Origin of the sequence: Flavobacterium suzhouense (genome assembly GCF_042684765.1) — a bacterium.
GTDB classification, from domain to species: Bacteria; Bacteroidota; Bacteroidia; order Flavobacteriales; family Flavobacteriaceae; genus Flavobacterium; species Flavobacterium suzhouense.
On sequence record NZ_JBHUMD010000027.1, the window covers coordinates 224,822 to 237,452 of the forward strand.

11 protein-coding genes are annotated in these 12,631 nt (G+C 38.7%); 4 read left to right on the forward strand and 7 right to left on the reverse strand.

Features of this window, described 5'->3' with window-relative positions; genetic code table 11:
• Nucleotides 1–61 precede the first annotated feature (61 nt).
• From ACFSR3_RS14195 to ACFSR3_RS14205, 3 genes are read left to right on the forward strand one after another with little or no spacing between them, the layout of a single operon-like run.
• Nucleotides 62–1,780: a M23 family metallopeptidase gene (locus ACFSR3_RS14195; protein WP_379821881.1), complete on the forward strand. Its 1,719-nt coding sequence runs from the start codon at nucleotides 62–64 to the stop codon at nucleotides 1,778–1,780.
• Nucleotides 1,764–4,241: a TonB-dependent receptor gene (locus ACFSR3_RS14200; protein WP_379821883.1), complete on the forward strand. Its 2,478-nt coding sequence runs from the start codon at nucleotides 1,764–1,766 to the stop codon at nucleotides 4,239–4,241. The genes ACFSR3_RS14195 and ACFSR3_RS14200 overlap by 17 nt, the downstream gene beginning before the upstream one ends.
• A gap of 44 nt (nucleotides 4,242–4,285) precedes the next feature.
• Nucleotides 4,286–5,008 (forward strand): hypothetical protein, encoded by a 723-nt coding sequence (locus ACFSR3_RS14205; protein WP_379821886.1) that lies wholly within the window; start codon nucleotides 4,286–4,288, stop codon nucleotides 5,006–5,008.
• Between the two features lies 1 nt (nucleotide 5,009).
• Here the strand turns inward: ACFSR3_RS14205 and ACFSR3_RS14210 are convergent, their stop codons facing one another.
• The 7 genes from ACFSR3_RS14210 to ACFSR3_RS14240 all read right to left on the reverse strand — a co-directional run bounded on the left by ACFSR3_RS14210 (nucleotide 5,010) and on the right by ACFSR3_RS14240 (nucleotide 12,034).
• Complete coding sequence (locus ACFSR3_RS14210) at nucleotides 5,010–5,366, reverse strand: TfoX/Sxy family protein (protein ID WP_379821888.1); 357 nt, start codon at nucleotides 5,364–5,366, stop codon at nucleotides 5,010–5,012.
• A gap of 16 nt (nucleotides 5,367–5,382) precedes the next feature.
• Complete coding sequence (locus tag ACFSR3_RS14215) at nucleotides 5,383–6,081, reverse strand: hypothetical protein (RefSeq protein WP_379821889.1); 699 nt, start codon at nucleotides 6,079–6,081, stop codon at nucleotides 5,383–5,385.
• Between the two features lie 68 nt (nucleotides 6,082–6,149).
• On the reverse strand, nucleotides 6,150–6,782 hold the full coding sequence (locus ACFSR3_RS14220; RefSeq protein WP_379821891.1) for an HAD family hydrolase: 633 nt from the start codon (nucleotides 6,780–6,782) through the stop codon (nucleotides 6,150–6,152).
• A 102-nt stretch (nucleotides 6,783–6,884) separates the two neighbouring features.
• Nucleotides 6,885–8,711 carry an ABC transporter ATP-binding protein gene (locus tag ACFSR3_RS14225; protein WP_379821893.1) on the reverse strand — a complete coding sequence of 609 codons (1,827 nt, stop codon included), beginning with the start codon at nucleotides 8,709–8,711 and terminating at the stop codon, nucleotides 6,885–6,887.
• Nucleotides 8,711–10,438 carry a phospho-sugar mutase gene (locus ACFSR3_RS14230; RefSeq protein WP_379821895.1) on the reverse strand — a complete coding sequence of 576 codons (1,728 nt, stop codon included), beginning with the start codon at nucleotides 10,436–10,438 and terminating at the stop codon, nucleotides 8,711–8,713. The genes ACFSR3_RS14225 and ACFSR3_RS14230 overlap by 1 nt, the downstream gene beginning before the upstream one ends.
• Before the next feature lie 51 nt (nucleotides 10,439–10,489).
• Nucleotides 10,490–11,440, reverse strand: coding sequence for a glycosyltransferase family 2 protein (locus tag ACFSR3_RS14235; protein WP_114758328.1), 951 nt, complete (start codon nucleotides 11,438–11,440; stop codon nucleotides 10,490–10,492).
• 6 nt (nucleotides 11,441–11,446) lie between these two features.
• On the reverse strand, nucleotides 11,447–12,034 hold the full coding sequence (locus ACFSR3_RS14240; RefSeq protein ID WP_114758329.1) for a DUF4199 domain-containing protein: 588 nt from the start codon (nucleotides 12,032–12,034) through the stop codon (nucleotides 11,447–11,449).
• 247 nt (nucleotides 12,035–12,281) lie between these two features.
• Here ACFSR3_RS14240 and ACFSR3_RS14245 point away from each other — a divergent pair, with 247 nt between their 5' ends.
• Nucleotides 12,282–12,533: a type B 50S ribosomal protein L31 gene (locus tag ACFSR3_RS14245; RefSeq protein ID WP_108778043.1), complete on the forward strand. Its 252-nt coding sequence runs from the start codon at nucleotides 12,282–12,284 to the stop codon at nucleotides 12,531–12,533.
• The last annotated feature ends 98 nt before the right edge of the window (nucleotides 12,534–12,631 follow it).

Sequence of the window (12,631 nt, forward strand, 5' to 3'; positions counted from 1 at the left end):
AGAGTTATAAGATTATCCCAAAGCCCGAGGTTTTTTTTGTGCTTTTTTATATTTTAGCCCTATGAGATTACTTCTTTTATCCTTACTGTTTACCGTTACTCTTTGGGCACAAAACCCTTATCCGCAAGACTATTTCCGTTCGCCAATGGATATACCTATCCATCCGTCGGGTACTTTTGGGGAATTGCGTACTAATCACTTTCATGCAGGACTTGACTTTCGTACTGAACAGCGCGAAGGGCTCTCGGTTTTTGCTGCTGCGGATGGTTATGTGTCGCGTATAAAAGTATCGTCATACGGTTATGGAACGGTATTGTATATCGATCACCCTAATGGATATACCACTGTATATGGGCATCTTAGTGCTTATGCAGATAAGATTGAATCTTACGTAAGGGCTAAACAATATGAAAAGAAATCCTTTGAAATAGAGTTATTTCCAAAAAGGGACGAGATTAAGGTGACTAAAGGTGAACTTGTTGGACTTTCCGGAAATACAGGAGGCTCAGGAGGGCCACACCTACATTTTGAAGTTCGTGATACCAAAACGGAATGGGTTATCAATCCGTTGCTTTTTGGCCTGGATAAAAAAATGGAAGATAAAAAAGCGCCATCTTTTCACGGATTGCTGGCTTATCCTTTGAGCAGCGATGCTGTTGTGGATGAGTCGGCTAAGCCGGTAACTGTGAATGTAAAGATGCAGGCCGACGGGACTTATCTTGCCGATAAGATTCTTGCAAAAGGAAAAGTCGGCATTGAGATCAGTGCCACCGATAAATCTACTGGTAGTGTAGGCAACAATGGTATTTACAAGATGGAGACGTTTTATAACGGCACTCCGGGATTTGGTTATACTTTCAATACATTTGCCTTCAACGAAGGGCGTTATATTAATAATTTTATCGACTATCCTAAGTATTATTATACGGGTCAGCGTTTTCAAAAATTGTTTTACCGAACGCCTTATCCTTTTTCAATGATAAAAGGTAATACTACCAATGGACAGATTGAAGTTAAACCCGGAGAAACTCAAAATTACAGGATAGTAGTGAGTGATTATCATGGTAATAAGACAACAATAAACGGGAGTATAGAATATTCCGATAAACCTGCAGAGGTAACGGAGGTAAAAAATATTACACCTTATCTGGTAAAAGCTGCCAACGATAATAATTATTCGAAGAACAATATATCGGTATTTGTTCCGGCGAATTCTTTTTATGAGGATTTTTACATGGATCTTGATGCAAAAGATTCTATACTATACATTAACAACGAGTCGGTTCCGGTACATACCCCAATCACGGTTTCGTTTGATGTTAAAGGAATGTCGAAAGAAGTACTCCAAAAAACATTCATTGCCACATTTAACGAAAAGAAGCTCTCGTATAATGCAAGTGTGGTTGAAGATGGCAGGATGTCGGCAAAAGTAAAAACATTAGGTAATTATAAACTGGCGCAGGATTATAATCCTCCAAAAATATACAGTCCGAGTTTTACGCCGGGCAAGTGGCTTACTAAAAATAAGCAGTTTAATTTGAAGGTTAGCGACGACCGTTCAGGCATTGCAACAATAGATGCCTGGCTGAATGGTAAATGGATACTTATGCATTATGATTATAAGACCAGGGTTATCTTCCATAATTTCAGTGATGGTGTAGTTAGTGAGGGGCGAAATGATTTAAAGGTCACGGTTACTGATAATGTGGGAAATTCTGCTACCTTTGAGACGCATTTTTTCAGAACACAAAACCCAACCTCTGTTGAAAACAATAAATAAACTTTTTGCGCTGTTGTTCTTAGTATGCAGTGCCAATGCTTTTGCCCAGAATAAAGCTCTTATATATGGTGTGCTTTTAGATGAAAGCCGTCAGCCTGTGGAAGGTGTTAGTATTTCCTTTGATGATAATGGCGAGAAAGGCCATGCGGTATCGGATAAGACAGGAGCTTATAAGCTTGAGATACCGGCAGGGAGAGAAATCATTATTTCCTATAATCACGTAAGTTTTATACCGGCTTCGGTGCCAATTACATTACCTCCGGGGAAAAAAGGTGAGATTAACGCGATTCTTGAGTCTTCAAGTAAACAACTCCAGGGAGTTACAATTACAGGAGAAACAAGCCGCCAGAGGATTATTGGGCTTACAAGAATATCTCCTGAAGTAATCAGGAATATTCCGGGGGCTAATGCGGGAGTTGAGAATATAGTAAAGTTATTGGGAGGTAACTCAAATAATGAAATGAGTACCCAATATGCCGTTCGTGGGGGTAGTTATGATGAAAATCTAGTATATGTTGAAGATATTGAAATATACCGTCCGTTCCTGATCCGTTCAGGGCAGCAGGAAGGGCTTAGCTTTACCAATACATCAATGGTTGAGAATGTAGAGTTTTCAGCAGGAGGTTTTCAGGCGAAGTATGGCGATAAAATGTCATCGGTATTGGATATTAGCTACAGAAGACCAACAAGATTTGGTGTTCAGGCAGAGGCAAGCTTTCTTGGAGGTAGTGTAACAGCTGATGCCATCTCTAAAAACCAAAAATGGAGTGGTATTGTTGGTGCCCGTTATCGCGATAACAGTCTGCTGGTTAATAGCCAACAGACAGAATCAAACTACAAGCCTACGTTTACCGATGTGCAGGCTATGGTTAATTTTACACCTTCGTCAAAATGGGAACTTAACTTTTTAGGGAATATCTCCCAAAACAAATACAACTATGAGCCCCTTTATCGCCAAACCAATTTTGGTACTGTAGATGAACCTGTGGCATTGGTTATCTATTATGACGGTAAGGAAAAAGACCAGTATACAACTTACTTTGGAGCATTAAAATCGACATATACTGTTTCTGAAAATTTCCAGTTCAAGGTTATTGGATCCATTTATCATACGATGGAGCAGGAGTATTTCGACATCCTTGCACAGTATAATTTAGGTGAGGTTGATACCAATATTGGTTCAGATACTTTTGGACAAGTAAAAAATGCACGTGGTGTTGGCTCTCAGTTAAACCATGCTCGTAACAATCTTGATGCACTTATAGCTAATGCAGAGATTAAAGGATACCATGTTATTAATAATAACCGATTGGAGTGGGGTGTAAAATACACTCATGAAGATATCCGTGACAGATTGTTGGAGTGGGAGGTTATCGATTCTGCCGGTTTCTCTATAAGGCCTCCTGTTGCTGATATTAAAAATGATCAGCCTTATGAACCATTCACAGGACCGCTTGTACCTTATCAGGACGTAAGGGCCACTAATTTTACGCAAATAAACCGTTTTTCAGGATTTGCACAATGGAGTCACAGAACGAAAGTAGGTCAGGCCGATCTGTTTATCAATGCTGGAGCAAGAGCACAATACTGGAAAGTTGGCGGAAATGTAGAAGGTAAAGGCCAGACTACCATCAGTCCAAGAGCACAGCTAACCTTAAAGCCGGCCTGGGATATGGATATGCTTTTCCGTCTTTCGGGAGGTTTTTACAATCAGCCGCCATTCTATCGCGAATTGCGTGATTCACTGGGTCAGGTAAGGCCGGATGTAAAAGCACAGAAATCTATACATATAGTTGCAGGTAATGATTACAGCTTCAGGCTTTGGGAAAGACCATTCAAACTTGTTTCTGAGCTTTGGTATAAAAAAATGGATGATGTAAATACCTATACGCTTGAAAATGTGCGTATGCGTTACCGCGCCAACAATGATGCTGTTGCCTATGCTTACGGACTAGATATGCGGATGAATGGCGAATTCGTTCCCGGCACGGAGTCATGGGTTAGTGTAGGATACATGAAAACGGAAGAAAATCTGAATGACAGGGGGTATATCGCGCGTCCAACGGATCAAAGGCTTAAGTTTGCCATCCTTTTCCAGGATTATGTGCCCAACATACCAAGCCTTAAGGTGTATCTTAATATGGTTTACAATACAGGTCTTCCGGGAGGTTCGCCTTCTTATGCCGATCCTTATCTGTATCAGTCACGCCTTAACGATTACCGTAGGGTAGATGCCGGTTTTGCCTATGTTTTTGTTGATTCTAAATCAGATTATCCTAAAGGTCACTGGCTTTCTGTTTTCAGGGATTTGTCACTGGGATTAGAGATATTTAACCTGTTCAACAATCAGAATGCTATTACAAATACATGGGTGCGTGATGTGTATACCAAGAATCAGTATGGAGTGCCTAACTATCTTACGAGTCGTGTATTTAGCCTTAAGCTGAATGTAAGCATTTAATTTATTGAAACATTTTGCTTATTTTTGATATATATCCTTTTAAAATGAGAAAAGTCCTTATAGCAATCATCACCTTATCATCAATGTTTTTTGTTGCCTGTAAAGAGGAACAGCAAAAGCCTAAAGTAATTTATGATGAAGCCGGAGCTAAAGGCCAGGTAAAGAAAATTGACTCAACAGAGATTAAGGTTGCCGATCTTCCGGTACAAATGGAAGGAACCAAATATCTTATTCATCCGATAGGAGATATAAGGGTGTATGATGACAGTAACAGGAGTTATGGCTCTAGCCGAACTAATGGTGTTAGTTATGCGATCTCTAATTACAATCGTTTTGAGATAACCGGTTACTTTGAAAATCTTAAATTTCAGCACGTCGATTCAACGGCTTTAAGACCGCTCACCGATAAAAAAATTCAAATTCAGACAGCCACATACCTTAACACGCTAGCTGCACGATATAAGAAGAATGTATTGCTGTACACGCTTGTGGATGCCGATACCAATCAGGATGGGAAGGTAGATGTGAATGATATTAAATCGCTTTATATTAGCGATGCTTCAGGGAGAGAATTCAAAAAATTATCTCAGGACTCTCAGGAACTGATCGACTGGAATCTGATCGAAGCGCAGGGAAGGATTTATTTCCGAACTATTGAGGATATCAATAAAAATGGTGCTTTCGATAAAAATGATAAGGTACACTATCATTATGTAGATCTTCTTCAGGATACCTGGGAGCCGGTGACTTATGAGCCTGTAAATTAGTTTACTTTTTAGAGGCTTTTGCAATGGGATTGAAATCAAGGCATAACTGTAACCAGTACGCAAGGTCTCTTGCAGTAGTGAATCCTCCTTCGTATACATATATATAGCCAATCATAGGTTTGCCAGTAAATTCCATGGGTACTACATAATCTTTTTCAAGAGCCGTTTCATGAGCATCCGGGCCGATTCTGCACATAAGCATGTCTTCGCCTGTTTTTTTATTGATATGTGTTCCGCAGCACATTTTATCATTTACCATAAAACATACGCCGCTAAACATTTTCTTTTCATAGAAATTGGCTCCTTTATCAAGAAAAAATTCCCTTATCCGCAATACGGTTTCATCATTAAATGGCATGGTGTTTTGTTTATGTTTAAAGAAAAATATCGCTTTCCAGATCTGATTTTTCGATAGTGAAATCAAATCCAAGTTGTTGCATTAGCTGAATTACAAGGTTTTTATACCAGTTCTCAGATTTAGGGTGAATGTAAATCTTATCAATAAGCTTATTGATGTCTACATTAGCCTTTATACCCTCGTTTATGTAAATGTTTTGATCCGAAAGATCTGATATTATCCTTACTTCCCCCTCATACTGAAAGCTCTTTCTTTTAAAAAGGTAAGGGAAAAAGCTGTTGTCTAGCGGAACATACTCCCTTTTATAGTCGATGTATTTTACAGCACCTATATGTTGCTCATAACGCAATTCGGGAGCCAGTGCTTCCTGCATTCGTCCAATAGTCGATTGTATGGCAAGTCCTTCGTTGTTTTTGGTAAATATCTGCCACATGGCAAATGATTCGTATTCGTTGATGTGCCAGCTACTGATCACTACATTCTTACGATGGCTCTTGTGATAAAGCAGGAATCCGGGATTGTTTTCAGATACCTTTTTCAGTTCTTCGTAAGTCGGTTCGCTAAACGTACCCTCGTATTGATCCTCAAATTTATCTGAACGGGCCATAAAAAGTTGGCGGCAAAGCAACAGGTCGAGAAATTTAGACAGATCGAGATATTTCCAGACAATAGTGTCAGGTGATGGAATTTTTATGTCTTCGTTGGGTACGTACATGGGTTGGGATTTTCATCGAATGTAACTTAAAGTTACGGGTAATCATCGGGATTTAATTTATGTTTTTGTTATAAATTGTTTTTTAACGTAACAATTTCAGCAAGCTCAGCGAAGTGCTTTATTTTATAATCGGCCTCTTTGGCTTCAAATGCATCTGTTTTGTCATATAATACTGTTGGGATACCTAAAGCTTTGGCGGCAGCAATTTCGCTTTCAGGATCGTCGCCAATAACAAGAACCTCCTGGGGACTATAATCAAAACGCTTTAATATATCTGCGAAAACCTCTTTTTTAGAAGTTACAACAGGATTTACAACATGAATTTCTTTAAAGTCTTCCGTAATTCCCAGTTGTCTTATTTTGCTTAACTGCATCGTTCTGAAACCCGTAGTTACGAGAAAACGCTCTGAGTTTATGTTTCTTATTTCGGGATAATCTTCGAAAGGGATTATTTCACCCTGATAATCGATGGTGTCCTGAATATCGATGCCTTTTTGGGTAAGTTCATCACTAAAGCCATTGCGTTGGGCAACGATCCTGAAAGGCGTGCGCATTATAGCTTTTTTGATGTTTTCAAGATTATCATTGTGCTGACCGCTTTCGGCAATGAGGTCGAATACAGGTTTGAATAGTTTGTCGCCAATAGAACTTACGGGAAAAATAGTATTGTCCAGGTCGTAGATAATTGCTTTTACAGGCATATAAGAGTTTTTTGGAAGTCTAAAGTTACGGCATAAAAAAATAGCTGCAAAACTGCAGCTATTAATACTATGTTGTTTAATGATGTCTAACAATAGAATAATCTATTCAAACGACTGCATCATTACTAATTTTTTGTAGGTGCCGTCAAGAGTGATAAGCTCATCATGTGTTCCCTGTTCAACGATACGTCCTTTTTTCATTACCACGATCTTATCGGCTTTCTGGATGGTAGACAGTCTATGGGCAATAACTACCGATGTCCTGTTCTGCATCATGTTCTCTAAGGCTTCCTGTACCAGTCTTTCGCTTTCTGTGTCAAGTGCAGAAGTGGCCTCATCAAGAATCATGATAGGAGGGTTTTTAAGCACTGCACGGGCAATGCTAAGGCGTTGTTTTTGACCGCCTGAAAGCTTGTTTCCGCTATCACCAATGTTGGTGTCAAGACCATCAGGGAGCCCGATTACAAACTCATAGGCATTGGCAACTTTTAGCGCTTCAATAATCTCATCATCAGAAGCTTCCGGTTTACCCAGAGATACGTTATTTCTTACAGTGTCATTAAACAGAATACTGTCCTGAGTTACAAGTCCCATAAGTCCGCGTAACGATTCCAGTTTCAGGTCGCGAACATCGTTGCCGTCAATTTTAATAGCACCTTCCTGTACATCATAAAAACGTGTAAGCAGGTTAGCTATGGTACTCTTGCCGCTTCCGGATTGTCCTACAAGGGCAACGGTTTGTCCTTTTGGAACAACTAAAGAGAAATCTTTAAGTACGTTTTCTTTTTCGTAACTAAAGTTAATGTTCTCTATTGATATGTTGCTGTCAAATGTTGTTTTTTCAATAGCATCAGTCTTACTTGTAATAGGGTTTTCCTGTTCCAATACTTCCATAAGTCTGTCTGCGGCTGCATTACCTTTTTTAATGTCATACGATGCTTTAGATATTGCTTTTGCCGGAGTAAGGATTTGATATGCTAATCCCATGTATCCAATAAAAGAGGCACCTTTTAAAGTATGCTCAACCAAAACCATGTGCCCGCCATACCATAATAAGATAGCGATAACAGTAATTCCCATGAATTCACTTAAAGGGGAAGCAAGGTTTTGTCGGTTAAGGATTTTATTTGATAAATTGTAGTGCCTGTTAGTTGAGTCGTAGAATTTTTTTGAAAAAAAACCTTCTGCGGTAAAGCTTTTAATAACTTTTAATCCTCCCAGTGTTTCCTCAATAATAGAAAGGAACATACCTTGCTCTGTCTGTGCTCTGCCGGATTTTTTCTTTAATGATTTACCTATTTTAGAAATGATGAATCCTGATACGGGAATAAAGATAAAAACAAACAAAGTCAGTTTCAGACTTATCATTGCCATAACAACGATGGCAAAAATAATACTGAGCGGTTCTTTTACGATCAATTCAAGGATTGACAGATAAGATTGTTGTACTTCATTTACATCCGAAGACATACGCGCTATTACATCTCCTTTGCGCTTTTCGGAATAAAAAGATAAAGGCAACTCGATAACCTTTTTATACATGGCATTACGCAAATCTCTTAATACACCGTTTCGAAGGTAGGTTGCAAAGAACAAAGCCAGATAATTAAAAAGGTTCTTTAAAAGGAATATACTTATTATTATTGCAACCATAGTGGCCAATGTAAACTCAACACCTTTGGTTTCATTGGTAATAGTTACATAATAGTTAAGATAATTGCCTAAGTAGTCTTTTAAATCTCCTATTCCGGTATAAACCGGTTTTGTGTATACTTTTTTCGTGTCGTCAAATATTACCGAAATCATCGGTATCAATGCCATAAAAGAAAGTGTACTAAAAACGGCATATAAAACATTAAAAAGAATGTTTAGGTAAGCGTATTTTTTATACGGTAAGGCAAAACGAAAAATTTTCTTGAAATTACTCATTAAATAAGGTTCATCTCCTCGATGATGTTTTTAATCTTGGCATCTAATGATGCTTCAACTTCTTTAAAGTTATTAATGCTATCCAGCGGTTCGTTTACGCTGAAGTAAAATTTGATTTTTGGTTCTGTACCACTAGGGCGGGCACATATTTTAGTTCCGTCAGCAAGGTAGTAGATAAGTACATCCGATTTAGGTAATGTAAGTTCTTCAACCTCGTTGGTAAACATGTTCAACGCAGTAGAGGCTTTGTAGTCCTCAACCATAACAACGCTTTCACCGTTTATTTCTTTAAGCGGATTGTTACGCAGGTCAAGCATCATCTGCTGGATCTCGGCAGCACCATCAATGCCTTTTTTGGTTAATGAGATAAGGTATTCTTTGTAGAAACCATATTGCTCATACAGCTTAAGCATTTCCTGGTATAGTGAACTGCCTTTAGATTTTGCCTGTGCTGCCATTTCGCAAAGCAGCAGGGTAGAGGTAACGGCGTCTTTATCGCGTACTTCGTCGCCTACCATGTAACCAAAGCTTTCTTCGCCACCTCCAATGAATTTCTCGTTAGGGAAGTCCTTGATCATTTTTGCAATCCATTTAAAGCCGGTAAGTCCTACTTTAAAACCTACATTATAAGCCGATGCCAGCTCCATGATCATAGGGGTAGAAACAATTGTTGAGGCAATAAATTCATTCCCTTTAAACAATCCTTTCTGTTTCCATTGCTCTAAAAGGAAATGCGTCATAAGTACCATGGTCTGGTTTCCGTTCAGCAGTGTCATTATGCCGTTTCCGTTGCGAACTGCTACACCAAGGCGGTCACTGTCAGGGTCAGTACCCACAACGATATCAGCGCCAATCTCATCGGCAAGTGCAATAGCCATGGATAAGGCTTCAGGTTCTTCCGGGTTTGGTGATTTGACCGTAGGGAAGTTACCGTCAGGTTTCGCCTGATCGGAGACAATATGTATATTACTATATCCTGCATCTTCAAGAAGATCGGGGATAAGTGTAACAGATGTTCCGTGAAGTGGTGTGAATACTACTTTCAGCTCATCTTTGGCTTCCTGCGCTGTGTTAAACGTGGCAGCCTGTAGTGATGAACGTATAAAGGCTGTGTCAATATCGTTACTAATGTATTCGATCAGATTTTCATTCGGCTGGAAATTGATCTGATTGTAATCAATGGCTTCAATTACATCAATAAGCTCTTTGTCCTGAGGGGGTACAAGTTGTCCGCCATCCTGCCAGTACACTTTATATCCGTTATATTCCGGTGGATTGTGTGATGCAGTAAGTACAATACCAGCATGGCAATTCAGATGCCTTACGGCAAATGATAATTCCGGGGTAGGGCGAAGCTCTGAGAAAAGATATACTTTAATGCCATTAGCCGAAAATACGTCGGCAACTACTTTTGCCAGCGTGTCGCTATTATGACGGCAGTCATAAGCAATAGCAACTTTAAGCTCTTCACCCGGGAATGATGTTTTCAGGTAATCTGAAAGTCCCTGAGTTGCTTTTCCCAGGGTATATTTATTAATTCGGTTAGTGCCGGGTCCCATTATACCACGCATACCACCTGTTCCGAATTCCAGATTTTTGTAAAAACACTCTTCAAGTTCTTTTGGAGAAGAGGTCATTATTTCTTTTACTGCATCTTGCGTTGCGGTGTCAAATGCAGGGGTTAACCAGATATTTACTTTATCGAGAATGTCTTGTTTGATATCCATTTTATATTAAAAATTAGTTGGTCTAAAGGATTTCAAGTTACAAAATAGAAATTATAAGGTTTTGCTAATTTTATAACGCTCCTCGTTATTTTTTGTGCGAAGGATTATTTCGCCCAAAAATCCGGCTAAAAACAATTGTGTTCCTATAATCATGGTTGCCAAAGCAATATAAAACCACGGATTGTCGGTAATCAGTATGGCCTTTTCGTTTTTAGCAAGATGAATAAGTTTTGCGATACCTATATATAGTGCAGAGCCAAATCCAATCATGAACATCACAGCTCCAAGTGCACCAAACAGGTGCATTGGCCTTTTACCGAAGCGGGAAAGAAACCAGATGGTAATAAGGTCAAGGAAGCCGTTTACAAAACGGCTCATGCCGAATTTTGATGTGCCATATTTTCTCGCCTGATGGATTACTACTTTCTCGCCAATTTTAGCAAAACCGGCATTCTTGGCCAATACAGGGATGTAACGGTGCATTTCGCCCGAAACTTCGATGTTCTTTACAACGATGTTTTTGTAAGCTTTAAGTCCGCAGTTAAAGTCATTAAGAGTAACGCCCGATGTTTTTCGTGCAGCCCAGTTAAATAGTTTAGATGGAAGGTTTTTTGCTACAACTGAATCATAGCGTTTTTTCTTCCAGCCCGAAACCAGGTCAAAACCGCCACTTGTAACCATGTTGTACAGTTCCGGAATTTCGTCGGGGCTGTCCTGCAGGTCGGCATCCATGGTAATGATAACATCACCCTGTGCTTTTGCAAAGCCGGCGTGTAACGCCTGCGACTTTCCGTAGTTCTTCTGGAAACGGATACCTTTTATATTCGGGTTTTGAGCAGCGAGCTGCTCTATAATGTTCCAGGAATTGTCAGTACTTCCGTCATCTATAAATATAACTTCATAGCTAAAATTATTTTCAGCCATGACCTTTACGATCCATTGATGCAGTTCCTGTAACGATTCCTCTTCATTTAAAAGAGGGATGACTATTGATATATTCATTGATTATTATTCGTTCCCTTCTGAGTTTTCATTAGGTGTATAGTCACCATAAGGGTTTTCTTTTTTAACTATAGCGCCAACTATTAGCGATATGATAAGGCCTACAAAGGCAAATATTAAAACTGTAACAGGAATTGCTATATAAGGAGCCATAAATACTTCAGTCATTTTTATAGCGGCATTAACAGCTTCAGATGTCATTCCGGGTTGAGATGCTAATGAGATTTTTGTCTGTTCAAGTATTTGCGCTTTTGCATCAGGTACAGCCACATAGAAAATTGAAGTTATAACTGATGAAACTAAAGCGGCTACCACCGATACAGCAACACCTGCTTTAATACTTTGGCTAAAACTGATATATCCTTTGTTTAATTTATTTTTAAAATTGTTGCATGCAAGTAGTATGAAAACAAAAGGTAAAACAAGATAATTCATAAGGCTCATAAGAACACCAATCATCTTATTTTCTGCGGCATTAAGTTGTAAAGTGTATGAAACAACGAATTCAAGAACCAGTATAGTTCCAAAAATGATACCGTATGGTAAAGTCGACTTTGCTAATGTAGGTTTCTGAACAACGTTTTTGTTTTCCATGATTTATTGTTTTTAATTGATTGGTTAAAATAATCTACAAATATACTAATTCTACGATAATGAGTCGCTACATTTGCATTTGAGTTACAGCGAAAAAAAATATAATTCTTGTTTGATATTTAAAATATAATTGTAATTTTGCACACTCAAATAAAAAGTTTAAAAACAAAAAGCTGTAAATCATTTACACCTTTCGTAAAGAAAGCTTCAAAGTGAGGTATAGCCAAAACAATAAAAATTTATCAAGATGAAAAAAGGTATTCACCCGGAAAATTACAGATTAGTTGCTTTTAAAGACATGTCTAACGACGAAGTTTTTATCACTAAATCTACTGCTGACACAAAAGAAACAATCATTCACGAAGGTGTTGAGTACCCTGTAGTGAAAATGGAGATCTCAAGAACTTCTCACCCTTTTTACACTGGTAAATCTAAACTTATCGATACTGCTGGTCGTATCGACAAATTCAAAAACAAATACGCTAAATTCCAAAAGTAATATTTGGATTTCAGATATACAGAAGCCTTCCCGAAACGGAAGGCTTTTTTATTTTCCGCAGTACTTTGTATTGCGTCGAAACTTTGTAACTTTGAGAC

Bases quoted from the DNA above. Each gene is read 5' to 3' on its own strand.
- ACFSR3_RS14230 (WP_379821895.1), bottom strand. From the start codon at position 10,438: ATGGATATCAAACAAGACATTCTCGATAAAGTAAATATCTGGTTAACC.
- ACFSR3_RS14225 (WP_379821893.1), bottom strand. From the start codon at position 8,711: ATGAGTAATTTCAAGAAAATTTTTCGTTTTGCCTTACCGTATAAAAAA.
- ACFSR3_RS14220 (WP_379821891.1), bottom strand. From the start codon at position 6,782: ATGCCTGTAAAAGCAATTATCTACGACCTGGACAATACTATTTTTCCC.
- ACFSR3_RS14245 (WP_108778043.1), top strand. From the start codon at position 12,282: ATGAAAAAAGGTATTCACCCGGAAAATTACAGATTAGTTGCTTTTAAA.
- ACFSR3_RS14235 (WP_114758328.1), bottom strand. From the start codon at position 11,440: ATGAATATATCAATAGTCATCCCTCTTTTAAATGAAGAGGAATCGTTA.
- ACFSR3_RS14210 (WP_379821888.1), bottom strand. From the start codon at position 5,366: ATGCCATTTAATGATGAAACCGTATTGCGGATAAGGGAATTTTTTCTT.
- ACFSR3_RS14195 (WP_379821881.1), top strand. From the start codon at position 62: ATGAGATTACTTCTTTTATCCTTACTGTTTACCGTTACTCTTTGGGCA.
- ACFSR3_RS14205 (WP_379821886.1), top strand. From the start codon at position 4,286: ATGAGAAAAGTCCTTATAGCAATCATCACCTTATCATCAATGTTTTTT.
- ACFSR3_RS14215 (WP_379821889.1), bottom strand. From the start codon at position 6,081: ATGTACGTACCCAACGAAGACATAAAAATTCCATCACCTGACACTATT.
- ACFSR3_RS14240 (WP_114758329.1), bottom strand. From the start codon at position 12,034: ATGGAAAACAAAAACGTTGTTCAGAAACCTACATTAGCAAAGTCGACT.